General features: G+C 63.6%; 19 protein-coding genes. 10 read left to right on the plus strand and 9 right to left on the minus strand.

The genetic code is table 11. The features are described 5' to 3' along the window. Positions 1 to 4: 4 nt before the first annotated feature. On the minus strand, positions 5 to 901 hold the full coding sequence (locus AC58NV_RS02770; RefSeq protein WP_497225776.1) for a LysR family transcriptional regulator: 897 nt from the start codon (positions 899 to 901) through the stop codon (positions 5 to 7). A gap of 137 nt (positions 902 to 1,038) precedes the next feature. On the opposite strand from AC58NV_RS02770, the gene AC58NV_RS02775 reads away from it, so the two are divergent. From AC58NV_RS02775 to AC58NV_RS02785, 3 genes are all read left to right on the plus strand, one after another. Beyond that, a complete protein-coding gene (locus tag AC58NV_RS02775; RefSeq protein WP_174144791.1) occupies positions 1,039 to 2,538 on the plus strand; it encodes a CoA-acylating methylmalonate-semialdehyde dehydrogenase in 1,500 nt (499 codons plus the stop codon). 202 nt (positions 2,539 to 2,740) lie between these two features. Beyond that, entirely contained in the window at positions 2,741 to 3,775 is a 1,035-nt protein-coding gene (locus AC58NV_RS02780) for a fatty acid desaturase (protein WP_497225777.1), read from the plus strand. Positions 3,776 to 3,923: 148 nt separating this feature from the next. Then, positions 3,924 to 4,529: a L,D-transpeptidase gene (locus tag AC58NV_RS02785; protein WP_497225778.1), complete on the plus strand. Its 606-nt coding sequence runs from the start codon at positions 3,924 to 3,926 to the stop codon at positions 4,527 to 4,529. 75 nt (positions 4,530 to 4,604) lie between these two features. On the opposite strand, the gene AC58NV_RS02790 is transcribed toward AC58NV_RS02785, so the two are convergent. Continuing rightward, positions 4,605 to 6,437, minus strand: a complete 1,833-nt coding sequence (locus tag AC58NV_RS02790) for an O-linked N-acetylglucosamine transferase, SPINDLY family protein (RefSeq protein WP_497225779.1) — start codon at positions 6,435 to 6,437, stop codon at positions 4,605 to 4,607. A 222-nt stretch (positions 6,438 to 6,659) separates the two neighbouring features. On the opposite strand from AC58NV_RS02790, the gene AC58NV_RS02795 reads away from it, so the two are divergent. From AC58NV_RS02795 to AC58NV_RS02815, 5 genes are all read left to right on the plus strand, one after another. Continuing rightward, a complete protein-coding gene (locus AC58NV_RS02795; RefSeq protein WP_497225780.1) occupies positions 6,660 to 7,799 on the plus strand; it encodes an acyl-CoA dehydrogenase family protein in 1,140 nt (379 codons plus the stop codon). 50 nt (positions 7,800 to 7,849) lie between these two features. Then, positions 7,850 to 8,896 carry an enoyl-CoA hydratase/isomerase family protein gene (locus AC58NV_RS02800; RefSeq protein WP_497225781.1) on the plus strand — a complete coding sequence of 349 codons (1,047 nt, stop codon included), beginning with the start codon at positions 7,850 to 7,852 and terminating at the stop codon, positions 8,894 to 8,896. Further along, positions 8,893 to 9,768 (plus strand): 3-hydroxyisobutyrate dehydrogenase, encoded by an 876-nt coding sequence (gene mmsB / locus AC58NV_RS02805; protein WP_497225782.1) that lies wholly within the window; start codon positions 8,893 to 8,895, stop codon positions 9,766 to 9,768. The genes AC58NV_RS02800 and mmsB overlap by 4 nt, the downstream gene beginning before the upstream one ends. A 218-nt stretch (positions 9,769 to 9,986) precedes the next feature. Continuing rightward, positions 9,987 to 11,558 (plus strand): choice-of-anchor L domain-containing protein, encoded by a 1,572-nt coding sequence (locus AC58NV_RS02810; protein WP_497225783.1) that lies wholly within the window; start codon positions 9,987 to 9,989, stop codon positions 11,556 to 11,558. A 97-nt stretch (positions 11,559 to 11,655) separates the two neighbouring features. Next, positions 11,656 to 11,997 carry an excinuclease ABC subunit A gene (locus tag AC58NV_RS02815; protein ID WP_497225784.1) on the plus strand — a complete coding sequence of 114 codons (342 nt, stop codon included), beginning with the start codon at positions 11,656 to 11,658 and terminating at the stop codon, positions 11,995 to 11,997. A gap of 15 nt (positions 11,998 to 12,012) precedes the next feature. On the opposite strand, the gene AC58NV_RS02820 is transcribed toward AC58NV_RS02815, so the two are convergent. Continuing rightward, positions 12,013 to 12,783 carry a helix-turn-helix domain-containing protein gene (locus AC58NV_RS02820; RefSeq protein ID WP_497225785.1) on the minus strand — a complete coding sequence of 257 codons (771 nt, stop codon included), beginning with the start codon at positions 12,781 to 12,783 and terminating at the stop codon, positions 12,013 to 12,015. Between the two features lie 120 nt (positions 12,784 to 12,903). Between AC58NV_RS02820 and AC58NV_RS02825 the strand changes: the two genes are divergently transcribed. Beyond that, on the plus strand, positions 12,904 to 13,338 hold the full coding sequence (locus tag AC58NV_RS02825; RefSeq protein WP_497225786.1) for an excinuclease ABC subunit A: 435 nt from the start codon (positions 12,904 to 12,906) through the stop codon (positions 13,336 to 13,338). 93 nt (positions 13,339 to 13,431) lie between these two features. Here AC58NV_RS02825 and uvrA read toward each other — a convergent pair whose 3' ends face one another. The 3 genes from uvrA to lpdA all read right to left on the minus strand — a co-directional run bounded on the left by uvrA (position 13,432) and on the right by lpdA (position 19,328). Beyond that, positions 13,432 to 16,290 (minus strand): excinuclease ABC subunit UvrA, encoded by a 2,859-nt coding sequence (uvrA, locus tag AC58NV_RS02830; protein WP_497225787.1) that lies wholly within the window; start codon positions 16,288 to 16,290, stop codon positions 13,432 to 13,434. A gap of 258 nt (positions 16,291 to 16,548) precedes the next feature. After that, entirely contained in the window at positions 16,549 to 17,718 is a 1,170-nt protein-coding gene (locus AC58NV_RS02835) for an MFS transporter (protein WP_497225788.1), read from the minus strand. A 215-nt stretch (positions 17,719 to 17,933) separates the two neighbouring features. Next, positions 17,934 to 19,328, minus strand: coding sequence for a dihydrolipoyl dehydrogenase (lpdA, locus tag AC58NV_RS02840; RefSeq protein ID WP_497225789.1), 1,395 nt, complete (start codon positions 19,326 to 19,328; stop codon positions 17,934 to 17,936). A 193-nt stretch (positions 19,329 to 19,521) separates the two neighbouring features. Here lpdA and AC58NV_RS02845 point away from each other — a divergent pair, with 193 nt between their 5' ends. Further along, positions 19,522 to 19,935: a hypothetical protein gene (locus AC58NV_RS02845; protein ID WP_497225790.1), complete on the plus strand. Its 414-nt coding sequence runs from the start codon at positions 19,522 to 19,524 to the stop codon at positions 19,933 to 19,935. Positions 19,936 to 19,942: 7 nt separating this feature from the next. Here AC58NV_RS02845 and AC58NV_RS02850 read toward each other — a convergent pair whose 3' ends face one another. From AC58NV_RS02850 to AC58NV_RS02860, 3 genes are all read right to left on the minus strand, one after another. Continuing rightward, positions 19,943 to 20,377 (minus strand): GFA family protein, encoded by a 435-nt coding sequence (locus tag AC58NV_RS02850; RefSeq protein WP_497225791.1) that lies wholly within the window; start codon positions 20,375 to 20,377, stop codon positions 19,943 to 19,945. Between the two features lie 157 nt (positions 20,378 to 20,534). After that, the gene (locus AC58NV_RS02855; RefSeq protein WP_497225792.1) at positions 20,535 to 21,113 is read right to left on the minus strand and encodes a DUF924 family protein; all 579 of its coding nucleotides are present in this window, start codon (positions 21,111 to 21,113) and stop codon (positions 20,535 to 20,537) included. Between the two features lie 138 nt (positions 21,114 to 21,251). Further along, positions 21,252 to 22,526: an MFS transporter gene (locus AC58NV_RS02860; protein ID WP_497225793.1), complete on the minus strand. Its 1,275-nt coding sequence runs from the start codon at positions 22,524 to 22,526 to the stop codon at positions 21,252 to 21,254. Positions 22,527 to 22,718: the final 192 nt, after the last annotated feature.

Genomic DNA, 22,718 nt, shown 5'->3' on the forward strand with positions numbered 1-22,718 from the left:
AGCTTTAAGTCAAGGCTTCCAGCCGGGCCACCTCGTCGCGGATACCCTTTGACAACGCCTGGGCAAAGCGGTTCAGACGCTCGCTGCGCTGGTCGCCCTGATGCCGCACCAGATGGAAACTGCGTGTCAGGCTCACCTTGTCAGTCAGGATTTTTCGCAGCATGCGGTGGGCCGGCAGGCTGAAGTCATGCGCCACGCAGACCGCAGTGCCCTGCGCCGCCATCTTGATCTGCACCGAGACCGAGTTGGACGCCAGCGCCACCCGCTCCACGCCGATGTCGTTCAGATAGTCCAGTTCCTTGTCAAAAATCATGTCGGGAATATAGCCGATCATCTTGTGGCCCTTCAGGTCCTCCAGCTTTTCGATCGGCGGATGCTCCTTCAGGTAATGGCGCGAGGCGACCAGGTGCAGCTTATAGTCGCAGATCTTCTGCACCAGCAGCTTGCCTGCGGTCGGTGCGCTGACAGTGACCGCCATGTCGGCCTCGCGGCGGCTGAGGTTGATCACCCGCGGCAGCGCCACGATCTGGATGTCCAGGTCCGGATTCTCTTCGGCGATCTGGGCGCAGACCTGCGGCAGGATATAGTTGGCGCTGCCGTCCGGCGCGCCGATGCGGATCTGTCCGGACATGGTATCGCTGGGGCCGCTCAGCGCTTCGGTGCCTGCCCGCATCGCCTGTTCTGCCGCCTCGGCATGGACCAGCAGACGGTCGCCGACGGCGCTGAGGGCATAGCCCTGCGGCGACTTCACGAACAGCGGCGTTTCCAGCGCCGCCTCGAACCGGGCAATGCGGCGGCCGACGGTGGCGGGATCCATCTTGAGGATACGTCCGGCGCCGGACAGGCTCGCCTCCCGCGCCACCGCCAAAAACACTTTCATATCATCCCACTGCGGATCCATTGGCCCCGGGTCCTCCGTTTTCCTGCTAATGCAGTGTTAACCTTTTGCGTTCCTGCAAAGCCTCTTTGAAATGTTTCCTCTTTTCCGATGTTTTTTGCAAGCCTACGATGGAGGCAAGATGAACAGAGGAGGATCCGATGAAAGAACTCGGCCACTTTATCAACGGCAAACTGGTCTCCGGCACCTCGGGCCGCTTTGACGATGTTTTCAACCCCGCAACCGGTGAGGTGCAGTACCAGTGCCCGATGGCCAGCGCTGCCGAGACCACCGATGCGATCGAAAAGGCCGCCGCGGCGCAGCCCGCATGGGGCGCGACCAACCCGCAGAAGCGCGCCCGCGTGATGATGGCGATGGTTGGCCTGATGAACCGCGACATGGACAAGCTGGCAGAAGCGCTGAGCCGCGAGCACGGCAAGACCATCCCGGACGCCAAGGGCGATCTGCAGCGCGGCCTGGAAGTGATCGAATACTGCGTCGGCGCACCGCAGATGCTGAAGGGTGAATTCACCGACAGCGCAGGCCCCGGCATCGACATGTACTCCATGCGCCAGCCGCTGGGTGTTGTCGGCTCGATCATGCCGTTCAACTTCCCCGCCATGATGCCGCTGTGGCATGTCGGCCCGGCGCTGGCCTGCGGCAACGCCGTGGTGCTGAAGCCCTCCGAGCGCGACCCCTCCGTGCCGCTGATGCTGGCCGAGCTGTTCATCGAAGCCGGCCTGCCCGAAGGCGTGTTCCAGGTCGTGAACGGCGACAAGGAAGCCGTGGACACCATCCTGGACAGCGAAATCATCCAGGGCGTCTCCTTCGTGGGCTCCACCCCGATCGCGCAGTACATCTATTCCCGCGCCACCGCCAACGGCAAGCGCGCCCAGTGCTTCGGCGGCGCCAAGAACCACATGATCATCATGCCCGACGCCGATCTGGACCAGGCCGCTGACGCGCTGGTCGGTGCAGGCTTCGGCGCGGCCGGCGAACGCTGCATGGCAATCTCGGTTGCGGTGCCGGTCGGAGAGGAAACCGCCGACAAGCTGATCGAAAAGCTGATCCCGCGCATCGAAACCCTGAAGGTCGGCCCCTACACCGCCGGCGACGACGTCGACCTGGGCCCGGTTGTGACCGCGGCGTCCAAGGAGCGTATCCTGGGCCTGATCCAGTCCGGCGTCGACCAGGGCGCAAAGCTGGTGGTCGACAACCGCGACTTCAAACTGCAGGGCTACGAGGACGGCTTCTTTGTCGGCGCCCACCTGTTCGACCATGTCACCCCCGACATGGACATCTACAAGCAGGAGATCTTCGGCCCGGTGCTTTCCACCGTCCGTGCAGGCACTTACGAGGAAGCGTTGAAGCTGGCGATGGACCACGAGTACGGCAACGGCACCGCGATCTTCACCCGTGACGGCGACACCGCGCGCGACTTCGCAAGCCGTGTGAACATCGGCATGGTGGGCATCAACGTGCCGATCCCGGTGCCGCTGGCCTACCACACTTTCGGCGGCTGGAAGAAGTCGATGTTCGGCGACCTGAACCAGCACGGCCCGGACAGCTTCAAATTCTACACCCGCACCAAGACCGTGACCTCCCGCTGGCCCTCGGGCATCAAGGAAGGCGGCGAGTTCAACTTCAAGGCAATGGACTAACCTACTGCCCCTTAATAGGAAAAGGCCCCGGATTTTCCGGGGCCTTTTTCTTTGGCGGCAGTCTTGGACAATCTGTGCGCCATGACCCGTGGCGTCTTTCCCGGCACGGCACCAGTTTAAATAAGGTTTCCAGCCAATTTTTGCTTGCTCCCCGCTGCTGGTCGTCTATCCGGTCCTGAATTGAGAGATAAACGGCAGGCGCATGAGCAAGACACAAGACCGGAACCAGCCGCAGGCGGCTGCACGAACCGCCCGTGACTGGGTCAAGATCCTGGCCCAGTACCGCGAACCCAACCCTCTGCGCAGCAGTTTCGAGCTAGCTGTGACGGTGGTGCCCTTCCTGCTGCTTTGGGCGCTGGCCTGGTGGTCGCTGTCGGTAAGCTACTGGCTGACGCTGGCCATTTCCGTACTGATCGCCGCATTCCTGTTGCGCCTGTTCACCATTCAGCACGACTGCGGCCATGGGTCCTTCTTTGCCAACCGGCATGTCAGCGACTGGGTGGGCCGCATCATCGGCGTTCTGACCCTGACACCTTATGACGTCTGGCGCCGCACCCATTCGATCCATCACAGCACCCATGGCAACCTGGACAAGCGCGGTATGGGTGACATCCACACAATGACGGTGGCCGAGTACCGCGCCGCCAGCCGCTGGGACCGCCTGATCTACCGGCTGTACCGCCACCCGGTAACCTTGTTCGGCATCGGCCCCGGCTACCTGTTCTTTTTGCAGAACCGCATCCCTTACGGCCTGACGGGCCAGGCCCGCTACTGGATCAGCGCCATGGGCACCAACGCGTCGATCCTGGCGGCGCTGGGGCTGATCTGGTACTTCGGCGGGCTGATGCCGCTGCTGCTGATTTTCCTGCCGGCCACCCTGATTGCCGCCACTGCGGGCCTGTGGCTGTTCTATGTCCAGCACCAGTTCGAGACCACCCAGTGGGAGCAGGACAGCGACTGGCAGCTGCACGACGCTGCCCTGCACGGCAGCTCCCACTACGTGCTGCCGCCGGTGCTGCAATGGCTCAGCGCCAATATCGGCATCCACCATGTGCACCACCTGTACAGCCGCATCCCCTTCTACCGGCTTCCCGAGGTGCTGCGCGACCATGCCGAACTGGCCGAGGGCAACCGGATGACCATCCGCGAAAGCCTGGCCAATGCCCGGCTGCACCTGTGGGACGAGGACAGCAAGCGCCTCCTGTCCTTTGCCCAGGCCCGCACCCTGCCGGCCTGACCCGCGATTGATGCCCGGGCGGCAATCTTCCGCCGCCCGGCGCAACACAAGCTTGTGAGGCGGGGAATTTCCGCTATGCCGGCCCTAGGAAAACTTGCCGGGATGCTTATCTTGCGGCGGAGTTTTCGAGCAGCACGGTAGAGGCAACATGACCAAACTCCGCATTACCCGCCGCGCAACCCTGATGGGCCTTGGCGCCACGCTGGCAACTCCTGCGCTCCTGCGCGCGCAGTCATCATCTGACGCCTTCCCGCAGAACGAACCCGCCATCCGCGACGAAGTGCCGGTGCAGCGGAACGTCTCCGCTTTCAGCCAGCAGAACTGGCAGGACCATTTCGAAACCCTGGGCGTGGGCTGCCTGCTGGCTGATATCAGTTCCCGCGCGCTGCACTACTGGGGCCCGGACGGCGAGACCTACCGGCTGTTCCCCTCCTCGGTTCCGATGACAGAGGACCTGACCAAGCGCGGCTACAGCGAGATCGTGCGCAAGGCCGAGAACCCCAGCTGGACCCCGACCGCATCGATGCGCGAGCGCGATCCGACCCTGCCGGAACGCATTGCGGGCGGCGAGAAAGGCAACCCGCTGGGCACCCGCGCGATGTATCTGGACTGGCCGGCCTACCTGGTCCACGGCACCCATGACACCCGCAAGATCGGGCGGCAAAGCTCCTCCGGCTGCATCGGCCTTTATAACCAGCATGTCGAAGAGCTGTATGAGCTTGTGCAAGTCGGCACCCAGGTCCGGCTGCTCTGATCTCAGCGGATCAGGCTGGCTCCAAATGAAGCGGGCGCGGGAATTCCCGCGCCCTTCGTTCATTGTTTGCCCAAGTCAGGTCAGGCTGATGTGGTCCGGCTTCAGCCCGGCATTGAAACGCTCCAGGGTCTTTTCCAGCAGCGCCTCAAAGTTGCGGGTGAATTTCCCGGTGTCATAGAGCGGGCCGGTCTCGATCCCCTGTTTCACCCGTGCCTTCACATCCGCCAGGTATGCCTTGTCTCGGGCCAGTTTCAGGGCCAGCGCCTGGTATTGCTGCGGCGTTGCTGCGGTCAACTCATCCAGGCCGACCGAGTGCAGCAGGCTGGCAGCCACCCGTGCGGCGAACTGCTTGCCCGCTTTGGTGACGACAGGGACGCCTGCCCACAACGCGTCACTGGCCGTGGTATGCGCGTTAACAAAGAAAGTATCCAGAAAGATGTCCGCCAGCGGCAGGCGGGCCAGGTGCTCCTCCTGCTTTGCAAACCCGGCAAAAACGATACGCTCGGGGCCTATACCCCGCCGTTTCGCTTCGGCCAGAATGTTTGCCTGGATATTGTCGCGGGCAGCGTAGAACCACAGGACGCTGTCGGGAACCAGCTTCAGCAGCTTCATCCAGATGTCGAATTCATCCGGCGACACCTTGTAGGGGCTGTTGAAGGAACAGAACACCACCGCATCCTCCGGCAGCCCCATGTCCGCACGTGTGGGTTTGAATGCCGCGGCCTTGCGGCCGTCGTCGTTGGACTGGTAGCAGTCCGGCATATACAGGACTTTTTCGGTGTAAAACTTGCGGTACTTCGGCGGCACCACAACGGAATCCGCCACCATATAGTCGATGGCCTCGACACCGGAGGTGCCGGGGTAGCCGAGATAGGAGATCTGGACCGGCGCCATGCGGTGATCGAACAGGTTGATCCGGTTGCCCTTGGTGTGCCCCTTCAGATCGATCGCGATGTCGAGTCCGTCTGCCCGCGCCTGTTCGACAATCGTTTCGCTGTCGACGCCGCCGACGTGACGGTAGACATCCGCGGATTTTTCCGCCCGCAGCCGGCCTGCATTGTCGTTCATCGCGCCATAGTCGTAAATGTAGATCTCGAACTTCTCCCGGTCGTGCAGTTCGAACATCCGGCCGATCAGGAACATGGTCGCATGATCCAGGAAGTCGCAGGAGAAATAGCCGATCCGGATCTTGTCTTTCTTCGCCAGCGGCGAGGTGAAACTGGCGGTCTCGGTCTTGCAGACCTTGGTTGCCTTGGCTGCAAGCACCGAAAACTGCTTTTGCAGGTCCGGATCATCGACCAGGCTCAGGAAGGAAAACGGGTCGATGGCCGACATGCCCTTGGTGTTGTGCTTAATCTTCCGGCGCGCTTTGTCAAAGTCGGACCAGTCGCATTTCTGCCGTTTCAGGTGCATCATGCGGGCAAAGACAACTTCATTGTTCGGCGCGAACTTCAGCGTGTCCTGAAAATAGTTGATGGCCTCCTCATCCTGCCCGATCCGCATCAGGTAGCTGCCGATATAGGCCAGGCATTCAGGGTTTTGCGGCTCAAGCCGCAGCGCTTCAATATGGCACAGGATCGCCTTGTCGCGCTTTTCCATCAGCTCGTAAACCTCACCGAGCGTGGTGTGGAGCTTGCGGTTTTTGCTGTCCAGTTCCAGCGCCTGTTTCAGCAGGTAGATCGCGTCGTCAAAGCCGCGTTCAACGGCCTTGCGCCGCGCGAGTTTCATCAGCTGCGCGGCTTGTTCCTTGGGGCCGCGGTTGTTTGACTTCAGCATCCCATGTTTTACCGACAAGGCAAAATCGGCGCGGGCATTGGCGGTGACGGCGCCGGCAAACCCCTGCTTGGCCTTGTCCGGGTTTTGCGGGGTGGAAGATGCCAGAAAATGCTGAGCCCCAGAATTCGACACTGCGCCTGCTCCTTTTGGAATGCGTTTGGCAGGATTCACCTGCACTTGACCGGTTTGAGACAGAGTTTCGCCGAAGTTTCTTAATTTTCTCCTGATCCCATGCCGGGATGGCGCGGCATTGCTGCACGGCGGCTTTGCATTTGCGCAGCTTGCCTCAGCGTCCGTCGGCGGGTATTAAATAAACAACTGTTCAATTCATCTGATCGACGGGAGGAGCGGCGCATGGATTTCGCACTGACAGAGGAACAGCAGGCCATTTTCGACATGGCCCATGCATTCGGCCAGGAAAACATCGCACCGCATTCCCGCGAATGGGAAAAGGCAGGCACCATCCCCAAATCGCTGTGGCCGCAACTGGCGGAGCTGGGTTTTGGCGGGCTTTATGTGTCCGAGGAATACGGCGGCTCCGGCCTCTCGCGGCTCGACGCCACCCTGGTGTTCGAAGCGCTGGCGATGGCCGACCCCGCCGTCGGCTCCTTCCTGTCGATCCACAACATGTGCGGCGGCATGATCGACAAGTTCGGCTCGGAGGAGACCAAGCAGAAATGGCTGCCGAGCCTGTGCACCATGGAGAAGATCTTCTCCTACTGCCTGACCGAACCCGGCTCCGGCTCCGACGCGGCGGCGCTGAAAACCCGCGCCGAGCGCAGCAATGAGGGCTATGTGCTGAACGGCACCAAGGCGTTCATCTCCGGCGGTTCCTACTCCGACGCCTATGTCGTGATGTGCCGAACCGGCGAGGACGGCCCCAAGGGGATCTCCACGGTGGTGGTCGAGGACGGCAACCCGGGCCTCTCCTTCGGCGCGCTGGAGGACAAGATGGGCTGGAAGGCGCAGCCGACCTCGCAGGTGCAATTCGACGATTGCGCGATCCCTGCCGACAACCTGATCGGCGAGGAAGGCAAGGGTTTCTCCTATGCGATGGCCGGCCTTGACGGCGGCCGCCTGAACATTTCGGCCGGCGCGCTCGGCGGTGCCCAGGCGGCACTGGATCAGACCGTGCAGTATATGTCGGAGCGCAAGGCCTTCGGCAAACCGATCAACCAGTTCCAGGCGCTGCAGTTCCGGCTGGCGGAGTATGAGACCCGCCTGCAGGCTGCCCGCACCTTCCTGCGCCAGGCGGCGTGGAAGCTGGACACCGGCGCCCATGACGCCACCAAGTTCTGCGCCATGGCCAAGCTGATGGTCACCGACACCGCCTTTGACGTCGCCAACGGCTGCCTTCAGCTGCACGGCGGCTACGGCTATCTGGCCGACTACGGCGTCGAGAAGATCGTCCGCGACCTGCGGGTGCACCAGATCCTGGAAGGCACCAACGAGATCATGCGCCTGATTGTCGCGCGCCAGCTGATTGCGGAGTAATCTGCAATCGGCAGACTGTCCGCGGCGCAAACACTGATGGAGCCCGCCTGATGAGTGATATCCATATCCGTAAAGCCGGCCTCGCCGGCCGCATCACCTTCACCCGCCCCAAGGCGCTGAACGCGATGAGCTACGGCATGTGCATGGCGATCGACGCCGCCATGCGCGGCTGGGCCAGTGACGAGGACGTCAAGCTGGTGGTGATCGACGCCGAGGGCGACAAGGCGTTCTGCGCCGGCGGAGACATTGCCGAGCTCTATGACACCGGCACCAAGGGCGACTATTCCTATGGCCGCACCTTCTGGCGCGACGAATACCGGCTGAACGCCCGCATTTTCGAGTACAAGAAGCCGGTGATCAGTTTCATGCAGGGCTTCACCATGGGCGGCGGCGTCGGTATCGGCTGCCACGGCACCCACCGGGTGGTAAGCGAAAGCAGCCAGATCGCTATGCCGGAGGTCGGCATCGGCCTGGTGCCGGATGTGGGCGGCTCCCTGATGCTGGCGCTGGCGCCGGATCACCTGGGCGAATACCTCGGCATGACCGCCGCGCGGATGGGCGCCGACGATGCGATCCTTGCGGGCTTTGCCGACTATTTCATCCCGCAGGACCAATGGCCCGCGCTGATTGCCGCGCTGGCGGAAACCGGCTCCGCCAAGCAGGTGGAGGACGCCGCACGGCCCGCGCCGGAAGGCAAGCTGCGCGCGGTCCGCAAGGACACCGCCACACACTTCGGCAAGGACAGCCTGGAGGACATCCTTGCGGGCCTCGAGGCAGAGGACAGCGAATTCGCCGCTGCCGCTCTGAAGTCGCTGAAGCGCAATTCGCCGCTGTCGATGGCCTGCACGCTGGAGATGCTGCACCGCCTGCGCGCCGACGGCCCCGCCATCCGCCGCGCGCTGGACTTGGAATACCGCTACACCTTCCGCGCCATGGAAAAAAGCGATTTCCTGGAGGGCATCCGGGCGCAGATCATTGACAAGGACCGCAATCCGCAATGGCAATATGCGGGCCAGCCGGTGCCTGCGCAGGCGGTTGACGATATGCTGGCGCCTTTGGGCGCTGATGCGCTGACATTTGAGGAGGACGTGCAATGAAGATCGGATTTATCGGGCTCGGCAACATGGGCGGGCCGATGGCCGCCAACCTAGCCAAGGCCGGCCACGAGGTCACCGGCTTCGACATGGCCGATGTCAGCATCGAGGGCGTGAAAATGGCCGCTTCCGGCCCTGAGGCCGCGGCGGGCGCCGATGCCGTCATCACCATGCTGCCCAACGGCGCCATCCTGCGGCTGGTCGCGGCAGAGGTGATCCCGGCCATGGCCAAGGGCGCGGCCTTCATCGACTGCTCCACCGTCGACGTCGACTCTGCCCGCGCAGTGGCCGAACAGGCCGAAGCCGCAGGGCTGCTTTCCGTCGACGCGCCGGTCTCCGGCGGCATCGGCGGCGCTGCCGGCGGCACGCTCACCTTCATGGCCGGCGGCTCGGCAGAGGCGTTCGCGGCGGCGGAACCGCTATTCGACATCATGGGACAGAAGGCCGTGCATTGCGGTGTGGCCGGCGCCGGCCAGGCCGCCAAGATCTGCAACAACATGATCCTCGGCGTCACCATGATCGCCACTTGCGAGGCCTTTGCGCTGGCCGACAAGCTGGGCCTCGACCGGCAGAAGATGTTCGACGTGGTCTCCACCTCCTCCGGCTACAGCTGGACCATGAACGCCTATTGCCCGGCCCCCGGCGTCGGCCCGCAGTCGCCCGCCGACAACAACTACCAGCCCGGTTTTGCGGCGGAGCTGATGCTCAAGGACCTTGGCCTCAGCCAGCAGGCTGCCGAAAGCGCCGATGCCGACACCCCGATGGGCGAACTGGCGATGGCGCTCTATAAGAAATTCGTCGAGGAAGAAGACGGCAAGGGCTTGGATTTCTCCGCCATGCTGCCCCGGTTCGAAAAGCGCAGCCGCGAGGGCTGACACACCCAGCCGCGCCCGCGCGGCCACCTCCCAAACCGGCACCGCGCCAGGCCGGCCCTCTTTCGGGCCGGCCTAAATTTTGCAGGCTTCCGGCAAATACTCCTAAAATTCGACTAAACTCCCGGATTTCGGCCCCGCCCTGCCACAGTTCCGCCCCAATTCAGCAGCATTCCGGTAAGCGACCGTCAAACCCAGCATCCGGATTGAATCTGCCCGACATGGCCACCGCAACCGAACTGAACATCGACTCCAATGCCACCGCCATCCAGATGGCGGAGGAGATCTTCGGCGACGGCGTCACGGTGACCAGTGCCTCCTACAGCGGCGACACGCTGTCCTCCGGCATCTATTCCGGCGCCGACACCACCACCCCGGGCGTTGCGCCCGCGGATTCAGGGGTCATCCTGTCAACCGGTTACGTGCGTGATTTCACCAACAGCGACGGCTCCGCCAATACCAACGTCCGCACCAACACCAGCACCAATACCTCCGGCACCAATGGGGACGCCGATTTCAATGCGCTGGCCGGGGCCGCCACCTATGACGCCTCGTTCCTTGAAGTGGACTTCGTTCCGGACGGCGATGTTCTGACCATCGACTTCGTGCTATCGTCCGAAGAATACCCGGAATTCGCCAACTCCCAGTACAACGACGTCATTGGTGTCTGGGTGAACGGGGCCGAGGCGGAGGTCTCCATCGGCGACGGCACCGCATCGATCGGCAACATCAATGACGGCACCGAAAACGTCTACGTCGACAACACCGGCGACCAGTACAACACCGAGATGGACGGGTTCACCATCACCCTGACCTTTGTCGCCCCGGTGAATGCAGGCGAAATCAACACCCTCAAGATCGGCGTCGCCGATACCGCCGACAGCAGCTATGACACCAACCTGCTGATTGCCGGCGGGTCGGTCCAGACCGCCGTGGTCGCCCAGGACGATCAGGACGACATCGCCATCAACAAGACCCGGGTGATTGACGTGCTGGAGAACGACAGCACCACCTCCGGCACGCTGACCATCACCCATATCAACGACCAGGCGGTCTCGGCCGGTGACACGGTCACGCTCACCACCGGCCAGCAGATCACCCTGAACGCCGACGGCACCCTGACCGTGGTCACCGACGGCGACCTGGAAACCGTCTATTTCAACTACACTGCGGACAACGGCCTGGGCAATTCGGACACCGGCCTGGTGCAGATCAACCAGACCGTGCCCTGCTTTCTGCGCGGCACCCTGATCCGCACCCCCGGCGGCGATATCCCGGTCGAGGACCTGCGTCCCGGCATGGAGGTTCTGACCTACGACAACGGCTCCCAGGTGCTGCAATGGACCGGCAGCCGCCGCACTTCCTGCACCCCGGACACGGCGCCGATCCGCTTTGCCGCTGGCAGCTGCGGCAACAGCCGCGACCTCTATGTCTCGCCGCAGCACCGGATGCTGATCGACGGCCCGCTGGCGCAGCTGCTGTTCGGCGAGGACGAAGTGCTGGTCAAGGCCAAGGACCTGGTCAATGACAAGACCGTGCGCCCGGCGCTGGACATGCCGCAGGCGGAGTACTTCCACCTGCTGTTCGGCAGCCACCAGATTCTCTGGGCCAACGGCGCCCTCAGCGAAAGCTACCAGCCCGGACCGGAAACGGCCGCTGGCTTTGATGCCGGCACACAGGCGGAAATCCGCGAGTTGTTCCCGGAACTCTGCGCTGAAACCGGCCGCGGCTACGGAAACGCCGCCCGGCTGTCGCTGCGCAGCTTCGAAGCGCGGGTTCTTGCCACCGCCTGAGCGGCAACCGGCAGCCCGCCGCCGCCCCTTTTCAGCTCCCTTGGCTTTGCTGCACAGCTCTTTATGACAAGGGCAGCGAAGAAAGGATCCGCTGTAAATGGTACGCCGTCACCTTGTCCCGATCACCGTTCTTGCCGCGGCTTGCGCGCTGGCGATTCCGCTGGCCGCAGGCAATGGCGGTGTTGAGAAGGCCGCGCTGGATTGCCCGCAGGGCCTGGCGTTGAAGGCCTCGCAATGCACCCCTGCCCGGGTGGCCAAGAAGTTCTACCGGCGCGGCGACCATATCCTGGATGATTACACCTGGATCGGGAACCCCGGCAAATGGGCGCCGGATCCCTATGGCACCTATGTGCAGGCCGGCGGCTATGTCTACCAGGTCAACCGCGAGACACAGAAAGTGCTGCGCCTGATCGGCGCTGCGGACAATCTCTCGCAATAGGGCCGTGCGGCCCGGTCAGGACCGGGCCATCGCCTCCATCGCCGCGCGTGTGGAGTTGTCTGCCGGGAACAGCATTTCGATCCGCAGCTCCGACATCGCCAGATCGCCGGTACCGCCGAACTGCGTGATGGTGGAGAAGAACGCGAGCACCTGCCCTGCCATGCGGTAGCGCGCCGGGATCACCGCCGGCAGCACCACCTCCTGCGGCACCGCATGGGCCGCGGCATTTGCCCGCAGCCGAGCCACCGCCCGCTCCAGAACCGAGTCAGCGCCGAAATGCGCCAATTCTGTCCTCAGCCGCGCCAGGCTGTGCCGCTCAACTTCTTCCAGATTGTCCAGCGCCGCCCGCAGCGCGGCATTGTCCAGCAGCGCTTCGATCAGGCTGCTGCCCCTGCTGATCCCGGCGCCGCCCAGCATCAGCGCCATGGGCCGGTTCAGGTCCAGCAGCCGCCAGTGCCGGTCGATCACCATCGCTGGCAGGGGCTCATGCGCGGCCAGCATCTGCTCCGCCGCCTGCCGCAGCGGAGCCAGTTCCGCGTCATCCAGGTCCCGGCTCGCATAGGCCGGCGCCAACCCCGCCGCCGTCAGCAGCTGGTTCTGCGCCCCGCCCGGCAGCTGCAGCTCCTCGCTCAGGCGCAGCACCATGCCGCGGCTGGGGCGCGAGCGGCCGCTCTCCAGAAACGACAGATGCCTGGCCGAGACACCGGCCTCCAGCGCCAGCTCCATCTGGCTCATCCGCCGAAGCCCGCGCCATTTCTTCAGAACCGCGCCAAATCCCTCTGCCATCTGCTGCCTCCGTTTTCCGCAGCATAGGCAGTAGCGCCCGGAAGTTCACTTACCTCCAAGGTAATTGTTTTGCTTCCGTGCGATCCGCAGTTTGAACGGGACACTACACAGGAGCTTCACATGACCCACGCCGCCGCTATCCGCATGCTCAAGACCGTTTCGATCCTCTCCGCCGCCTTCGGACTCGCCATGGTGCTGGCGCTGGCCACTCCGCTGGGCGCGGTACTTAGCCTGTTCATTGACCTAGCGTTCCTTCCGGTGGACGGTGCGCAAGCGATCACCCCCGGCGCGGCCTCGCTGATGACCGCGATCAGCGGCGGGCTGATGTGCGGTTTCTGCGTGCTCATCTATCTGGTGGCAGACCACGTCTACAGCACAAACCCGGCCCTCGGCCGTCGCCTGCTGATCCCGGCGCTGCTGGCCTGGTACATCCCCGACAGCCTCGGCTCCCTCGCCGCCGGCGCCTGGTTCAACGTGGTAATGAACACTGCCTTTCTGGCCCTGTTCCTGGTGCCGCTGATGCTGGCCCGCCCCGCGACCGCGCAAACCGCGTAAGAAAGGGGGCGTCACCGCCCCCCCCCATTCACCTTTGTGCAAATACTCCGGGGTGAATTGGCCAAAGGCCAAGAGGGGCAGCGCCCCTCCTTTTCATTCCGCCGCCACCTTCCGCGCCGCAAGAATGTCTTTCAGATAGCGCCCGGTGTGACTGCGCGGCTCATCCGCTACCGCTTCAGGCGTGCCCGCCGCCACGATCTCGCCACCGCCGTCGCCGCCCTCCGGGCCGATATCGATGATCCAGTCAGCGGTCTTGACCACATCCAGGTTGTGCTCGATCACCACCACCGAATTGCCCTGCTCCACCAGCTCGTGCAGCACTTCCAGAAGCTTCTTCACATCCTCGAAATGCAAGCCGGTCGTCGGTTCATCCAGAATATACAGCGTCCGCCCGGTGGAGCGCTTCGACAGCTCTTTCGACAGCTTCACCCGCTGCGCCTCGCCGCCCGACAGCGTCGTCGCCTGCTGGCCGACCTTGATATAGCCAAGGCCCACCCGCATCAGCGCGTCCATCTTGTCGCGGATTGAAGGCACCGCCGCAAAGAACTGCTGCGCGTCTTCCACCGTCATATCCAGCACATCAGCAATGCTCTTGCCCTTGAACTTGATCTCCAGCGTCTCGCGGTTGTAACGCGCGCCCTTGCAGGTTTCGCAGGTGACATAGACGTCGGGCAGGAAGTGCATCTCGATCTTGATCACACCATCGCCCTGGCACGCCTCACAGCGGCCGCCCTTGACGTTGAAGGAGAACCGCCCGGGCTTGTAGCCCCGTGCCTTGGCCTCCGGCAGGCCGGCAAACCAGTCGCGGATCGGGGTGAAGGCGCCGGTGTAAGTCGCGGGGTTCGACCGCGGCGTGCGGCCGATCGGGCGCTGGTCGATGTCGATCACCTTGTCCAGATGCTCCAGCCCCTTGATACTCTCGCAAGGCGCTGGTGTCTGGCGCGCACCGTTCAGCCGCATCGAGGCGGTCTTGAACAGCGTCTCGATTGTCAGCGTCGACTTGCCTCCGCCCGACACACCGGTTACGCAGACGAATTTGCCCAGCGGAAACTCCGCCGTCACCTCTTTCAGGTTGTTGCCGGAGGCCTTCACTACCTTGATTTTCTTCTTGTTGCCCTTGCGCCGCTTGGGTGGGACCGCGATCTCCCGCGTGCCCGCCAGATACTGGCCGGTGATCGAATTGGTGTCAGAGGCAATCTGCTGCGGCGTGCCTTGGCTCACCACCTCACCGCCATGCACCCCGGCGCCGGGGCCGATGTCAAAAACATAATCCGCCTGGCGGATCATGTCCTCGTCATGCTCCACCACGATCACCGTGTTGCCCTGGTCGCGCAGGTTCTTCAGCGTGCCGATCAGCCGGTCGTTGTCGCGCTGATGCAGGCCGATCGACGGCTCGTCCAGCACATAAAGCACCCCGGTCAGGCCGGAGCCGATCTGCGACGCCAGCCGGATCCGCTGGCTCTCGCCGCCGGACAACGTGCCGGATGACCGCGACAGCGTCAGGTATTCAAGGCCCACATTGTTCAGGAAGCCCAGCCGCTCGCGGATCTCCTTGACGATGGCCCGCGCAATCTCCTGTTTCTGCTGGCTCAGGTGGTTCGGCACATCCTCGATCCAGGCCAGCGCCTCGCGGATCGACAGCTGCACCACCTGCCCCACATGCACGCCCGCGATCTTGACCGCCAGCGCCTCCTCGCGAAGCCGGTAGCCCTCGCAGTGATGGCAATGGCGGTTGTTCTGATAGCGCTCGAATTCCTCGCGGATCCAGTTGGAATCGGTCTCGCGGTAGCGCCGCTCCATGTTCGGAATGACGCCCTCGAATGTGCGCTCCACCTGGTAGACCCGCCCGCCCTCGTCATAGCGGAACATGATCTCCTCGTCGCCGGAGCCATACAGGAACACCTGCTGCACCTTCTCGGGCAGGTCCTTCCAGACGGTGTTCTTGTCGAACTCATAGTGCCGCGCGATGGCCTCGATGGTCTGCAGGAAATAGGGCGACTTGCCCTTGCGCCAGGGCGCCAGCGCGCCGTCATAGACCTTCAGGCTCTGGTCCGGCACCACCAGCCGCTCGTCAAAGAACAGCTCAACCCCCAGCCCGTCACATTCCGGGCAGGCCCCGAACGGAGCGTTAAAAGAGAACAGCCGCGGCTCGATCTCCGGGATGGTGAAGCCGCTGACCGGGCAGGCAAAGTTTTCGCTGAAGGTGATCCGCTCCGGCTCGCCCTCGCGCGGGGCGGTTTCCAGAATGGCAATACCGTCGGCCAGGTCCAGCGCGGTGCGAAGCGAGTCCGCCAGCCGCGTCTCCATACCCTCGCGCACCACCAGACGGTCGACCACCACGTCGATGTCATGGCGGAACTTCTTGTCCAGCACGGGCGGCTCGTCGAGCTCGTAGAACTCCCCGTCCACCTTCACCCGCTGAAAGCCCTGCTTGCGCAGCTCCAGGAATTCCTTCTTGTACTCGCCCTTACGGTCGCGGACGATCGGCGCCAGTAGGTAGCCGCGGGTTCCCTCCTCCATCTCCATGATCCGGTCGACCATGTCCTGCACCTGCTGCGCCTCGATCGGCAGCCCGGTGGCCGGCGAATAGGGCGTGCCCGCACGGGCAAACAGCAGACGCAGATAGTCATAGATCTCGGTCACCGTGCCAACGGTGGAGCGTGGGTTCTTCGAGGTCGTCTTCTGCTCGATCGAGATCGCCGGGGACAGACCGCTGATGTGGTCCACATCCGGCTTTTCCATCATGTCGAGGAACTGGCGCGCATAGGCGCTCAAGCTTTCCACATAGCGGCGCTGGCCCTCGGCATAGATGGTATCGAACGCCAGAGAGGACTTGCCCGAGCCCGAAAGGCCGGTGATCACCACCAGCTCATCGCGCGGAATATCCACGTCGATGCTCTTCAGATTGTGCTCGCGCGCGCCGCGCACTTCGATGGATTTCAGCTCAGCCATAATGCCCCCGTACCCGCGCCGCCGAACCCTTGGCGGACGCCCGCCCTACAGATAGGGAATGCGGTGGAAAACGCCAAGGGCAAAATGAGAACATTGCGCGAACAGGATGAAGTTTGCTGACAGCAGCTGGCAGCAGCCGGAAAACAGGCGTTTGCCTGCCCGGAATCCGGCGCGATTTACGGCGCGCCGCGCCCCGCGCGGCGCCCGGCCCAACCGAAGACGGTCCCCAAAGGGACCGGTGACGGGCGGGAGCGGCGCCTAGGCCCAGGCCCTCCGCCGCGTGGCCAGCAGCTGATGCACCACAATGCCCGCCAGGAACAGCACGCAGACCACCAGCATCATGCCCCCGTAGCCCGCCACCCCCAGCGACGCCAGCAGCAGCGGCGTGCCGATCACGTTGCCTGCATTGCCGGCCTGCGACATGGCACCGTTCGACTCGGCCTGGTCCGCGGCGGTGGTGTTCAGCTGCGGCACCGCGGCAAAGCTTCCGCTCTGCACCATCCCAAAGGCGGCGGCCAGCGCGAAACAGGCCAGCCAGTCCCCTGGCATCATCCACAGCCACAGGCCCGCTGCGGCACAAAGCGCAAACCCCAGCTGGATCAGCTGCACCGCCCGCATCACCCGCAGCAGCGCCACCCCGATCACCATGGATGACGCGATGGAGATCAGCGGAAACGCCCCCATCACAAAGGCCCGCTGCCCCTCCGGCACATGCGGCGGCAGCACCGTCAGCAGCGCTACGAAACAGGTGGTGTAAAACAGCCAGCCCGCGGCCGGCGCCAGCTTGAACGGCGAGCGGTAAATTTTCAGATGCAACGCCGACAGATTGGCCAGCTGCGGCATGGTCTGGCGCGGCGGCACCGGCAGGTCCCGCATCGCCCGGTGCAGCAGCACCGCCAGCGCCGCCATCAGCACCGCATGGGCGGCAAACAGTGCCAGCAGGCCGTGGGACGCCACCAGCGGCAGCCCCAGCCAATTGAGCAGCGCAAAGGCAACGCCGAAGAACGTGCTCCACACCGTCAGCGCCGTGCCCCGCTGGCGGTCACTGGCCAGCAGCGCCATCAGCGTCGGACCCGCCACCACGATGCCCAGATGCGACAGGCCTTCCGCAACCCGGGTCGCCAGGAACAGCCCGTAGGGCAGATGCAGCACCTGCAGCGCCGACATCGCGGCGCCGGTCCACAGCGCCCAGACCAGCGCGCGCCGGTATCCGAAGGCAGAGACAAACAGCCCGGCCACCGCGCCCATCAGAATGCCCAGCACGCCGGTCATCGACACGCTCAGGCTCAGCGCCGCACCGGCCTCCGGATACAGCGCGCCAAGCTGGTCAAAAACAACGGAAACCTTGCCGTATTGTGCTGCGGCCCCCAGTCCGGCAGCCCAGACCGCCAGAATCGCGCCCCAGCGGGTTTTCCCGGTTGTGCTCATCTACGCTGCCTTTTGTTCTTGATTTGCCTCTGGTTACCCCGGCGCGCAGCCAGTGGCCAGAGGGCCAACCGAAACTGACGCAGCGCCACAACCCCAGCGCGGAACAAGGCCGCAAGGCCGCCCCGCATCGCCGGTGCGCGCCGACGCAGTGCGGATCCACAAAAAAGGCGGCCCGTTACGGACCGCCTTTTAGAACGTCCGCTGCCGTTGGCAGCTTACATATGGATTACCCGGTCATAGGCATCGAGCACGCTCTCGTGCATCATCTCGGACAGCGTCGGGTGCGGGAAGACGGTGTTCATCAGGTCTTCCTCGGTGGTTTCCAGCTGACGGCCCACCACATAGCCCTGGATCATCTCGGTCACCTCGGCGCCGACCATATGGGCGCCCAGCAGCTCGCCGGTCTTGGCGTCGAAGACAGTTTTCACCATGCCCTCGGCCTCACCCAGCGCAATCGCCTTGCCGTTGCCGATGAAGGGGAAGCGGCCAACCTTGATGTCGTAGCCCAGCTCCTTGGCCTTGGCCTCGGTATAACCGACGGAGGCGACCTGCGGCTGGCAGTAGGTGCAGCCGGCAATGCTCTCGGGCTTCACCGGATGCGCGTGCTTGCCCGCGATCAGCTCGGCCACCATGACGCCCTCGTGGGACGCCTTGTGCGCCAGCCAGGGCGCGCCGGCAATGTCGCCGATGGCATAGAGGCCGTCCACGCCGGTGCGGCAGAATTCGTCAGTGATCACATGGGTGCGGTCGACCTTCACCCCCAGCTCTTCCAGCCCCAGGCCCTCGACGTTGCCGACGATCCCCACGGCGGAAATCACGGTGTCGAATTCCTGTTTCTCCACCTTGCCGCCGACCTCGATATGGGCCGTCACCTTGCCCTTTCCGCGGTCCAGCTGCTTGACCATGGCTTTCTCCATGATCTTCATGCCCTGTTTGACAAAGGCTTTCTTGGCAAAGGCGGAGATTTCGGCGTCCTCGACCGGCAGCACCCGGTCCATCACCTCGACCACAGTCGTTTCAGCGCCCAAGGTATTGTAGAAGCTGGCAAATTCGATGCCGATGGCGCCGGAGCCGATCACCAGCAGCTTTTTCGGCATCCGCACCGGCTGCAGTGCGTGCTTGTAGGTCCAGACCAGATCGCCGTCCGCCTCCAGCCCCGGAAGCTCGCGGGCGCGGGCACCGGTGGCCAGCACGATATTCTTGGCAGTCAGCTCCTGCGTGCCCTTGCCGGTCTTGACCGAGACCTTGCCTTTGACCGGAATGGACGCCTCGCCCATCACCACGTCGATCTTGTTCTTCTTCATCAGGTGGCCGATGCCGGAGGACAGCTGTTTAGCCACCCCGCGCGAGCGTTTCACCACCGCGTCCAGGTCATAGCCGATGTTTTCCGCCTTCAGGCCAAAATCCTTGGCGCGCTCCATCAGGTGGAACACTTCGGAGGAGCGCAGCAGTGCCTTGGTCGGGATACAGCCCCAGTTCAGGCAAATGCCGCCCAGATGCTCGCGCTCGACCACGCAGGTCTTCAGACCCAGCTGCGCGGCACGGATGGCCGCAACATAGCCCCCCGGCCCTGCGCCGATTACGATCACGTCATAAGATTGTGCGGCCATGGTGCTCCCTCGCCCTCAAACAGGTTCCAAAACTAGTTTACCGTTAAACTAGTTTTCGCTGCGCTGCAATCACCCTGTGCTGCGGCATAGCGGCCATGCATTTTCCGGCAGGTTTCCGCTTGGCAGCCCAGGCAGCTCCAGGCCACCATAGGCCGTAAGCTTTCTTCAATCCACAACCCCGGACTGGATGTATATGGCCAAAACACTTTACGACCTCGCCAAGGCGCTTTTGAATGCCACCCTGGTCCTGCTCGCGCTCTGCCTGTTCCTGGGATGGAAGCTGATGGACGCGGCCGAGGGCGTCACCGCCAACGCTGCGACCATAGCGGACCGCGTTACGCCGCTGCGCACCTCCGTGACAGGCTTGCAGGCGGAGGTCGCAGCTCTCCGCAACTCGCTAACGGACGGCACGGCGTCTGCCGCCCGGTTCGATAAACTGGAGGAGCGCCTAGTGCAATTACAGGCCAGCGTCTCGGAAATGCGCGCGCTGCCGCTGCAGGCCGCCGCTGAGGCCGCGCGGGCCGGCGCCGCGGAGCTTGCCGACCGTATCATCCGCGCCGCCCCGTTGCTGAAGGACAGCGCTGCCTGCCCCGCGCCCGAAGGCTGATCCGGGTTCACCCCTTAGCAGCGAAGGCCTCCAGCAATTCGCCGAACTCCTCCATCGAGGGGAAGTGCTCAAAGCTGTGTGCAGCCGCAACCCGCACAAACGGATGTCTTGCCGCAGTCCAGGTCTCAATAAACGGGCTGAACCAGCTGCTCTCCTCGAACATCGTCGGACGCACGTTCACAAACGCCTCCACGGCGCTGATCCGGGTGAACATCCATGTCAGGCACTCCGGGCAGCAGTAATGCGCCAGCTCCTCCCCTTTGGCACCGCCAATGACCGGGACGCCCTTCACCACGCTGAACGCCTCCGCCGGAAACATCGCGGTCAGGGAAAACGCGCTGGCGCTCATTTTCTGGCAGCCGGGGCAGTGGCAGGCAGCAGTCAGAACCGGCGGCGCGGAGACTTCAATTGCGGCAGCGCCGCAGCGGCAAGTGCCGGTCATCGGAAATGGTGAAACGGTCGTGGGGGCCTCCAGTGCGTGCCTGAAACCGGGGACCGCTTCCCTGCCGCACGCACCCGTCAGTCACAAGGACCGGGCAAAAGAAAACGCCGCGCCCTGGCACGGGAAGCGGCGTTCAAATTGTCTGCCGGTGCTGACGTCAGCCCGCCGCTTGCATCTGCCGCACGGTCTCGCCGTAACCGCCCGCCTGCACATATGCCCGTTCCGGCGTAGTGCTGGCACGGTGCAGCGCCTCGTTGCGGTAGGGGAAGCGGCCGAACTGGCGGATAACTTCGCGGTGGGCGCGCGCATGCAGCAGGTTGCTGCCGCCGCTCTCCGGCATCCGCTCAATCATCAGCCGGATGCAGCGTTCCTGGTCGCACAGGTTTTCTGAATGCATCAGCGGCAGGTAGAAGAACTGCCGGGCCGGCTCATCGATCTTGAGGTCCCAGTTCTTGTTGATCGCGATCTTCGCCGCCGACAGCGCGGCGCGGTCAGAAGCAAAGGCCCGGGCATCGCCGCGGAACATGTTGCGCGGGAACTGGTCCATCAGGATGATATAGGCCAGCGTGCCGCTCGGGTAGGTGAGCCAGAAGGAGAACCTGCCTTCGCAGGCCGCCTCCCACGTGGTTTGGAACTTTTCGCGGATCTCCTGATCCAGCGCGTCATCCTGCAGATACCATCCCTTCTCCCCGACTTTGTCGAGCCAGAATGCAAGTATCTCTTCGGGACCAGCCATCGGTCGTAACTCCAAGTTTCTCCTGACCTTAACTTCAGGCCAATTTACATACCGTTTACAAGTAACCTTGGGTCACAAGTTGTATCAGACAAGCCCTCTGTGTGAAATAATCCTCACAATTCCGGCTGGTTAGCGCAATCAGACTGTTTCTTGGGCAGTTTCTTGCTCTTCCAGCTCGCTCTCGATGGCGTATTCCTGGGCAAATTCCACCGCCACCGGCGACACCGCCGGCGACATCACCGCGTAGCTGCCGGTCTCGCCCACCGGGGTCGACGCACGCTGGGTTGCACGATAGGCGGCGTAGGCAGCCATCGAGAACATCAGCGCGCCGATGAAGGTAAAGAAGCCGGCCGGCCCGAACACCGCATCCTCCATCAGCCAGCCGGTGATCAGCGGCCCGGCGATGGCACCGAGCCCGTTGATGAACACCAGCCCGCCCGATGCGGCCGCCATGTCGTCATGCTCCAGGTAGTCGTTGGTATAGGCGATCAGCAGCGAATAGAGCGGATTCGACAAACCGCCGATGAAGAAGGCCGCGACCAGGAGCATCTTGAACTCCATTCCGAACAGGAAGCCGATCACCGCGCCGCCACCACCCACCAGGGCGACAAACAGGATCAGCACGCGGCGGTCCATGCGGTCCGACAGCCAGCCCAGCGGGTACTGCAACAGCATCGCGCCGACATAGAAGGAGGAGACGAAGATCGAAAGCTGCGTCAGGGTCAGCCCGGCGGCGGAGCCGTAAACGGCGCTCATGCCGAACTGGGCCGAGAACACGCCGCCCAGCAGGAACATGCCGATACAGCCCAGCGGCGAGGTTTCGAACAGCTGGCGCAGGGTCATCGGCTTGGTGGTGTCAAAGGCCGGGGTCGGCGAAATCGACAGCAGGATCGGCCCGAAGGAGACCGAAACAAGGATCGACGCAATGATGAAGGCCTCATAGCCGGCCGGATCGCCGACCTGGATCAGCCCCTGCGCCGTGATGATGCCAATGGTCTGCACGATCATGTACAGAGAAAGCGCCTTGCCGCGGTTGGTGTTGTCGGCGGCGTTGTTCAGCCAGCTCTCGGCGGTCACATACACGCCGGAGAAGCAAAAACCGATGATCATCCGCCCCAGCGCCCAGGCGACGGTGTTGGGCAGCAGCGGATAGAGGATCATCACCGCCGAGATAAAGGAGGCAAGCGCCGCAAAGACGCGCACATGGCCGACCCGCCGGATCATCTCCGGCGCCAGCCGCGAGCCGCCCAGGAAGCCAACGAAATAGGCTGCCATCACGATCGACATCTGGAAGGTGGAGAAGCCCTCCAGCTCGCCGCGCACCCCCAGCATGGTGCCCTGCAGGCCATTGCCCACCATCAGCAAGCAAACCCCCAATAGCAGCGCCCATGCGCTCGACAGCACCTGCAGCATTTCATGCCTCCTTCGAAAGCAAAGCAGCCCTCCACAACGGGACGGGCTGCCTTCACCTTTGATTGTTATGTCCGGGCGATCAAGCCCGCCGGGCCGGTATCGCCGATTCCGGTTTCAGTTTGATGACCCTGTTCGCGAAATCAGGGCCCGTAGTTGCGGCGCTTGTCTATGATTTTCCGCCGCATTTCTGAG

The sequence above is a fragment of the Leisingera sp. ANG49 genome (assembly GCF_059694505.1).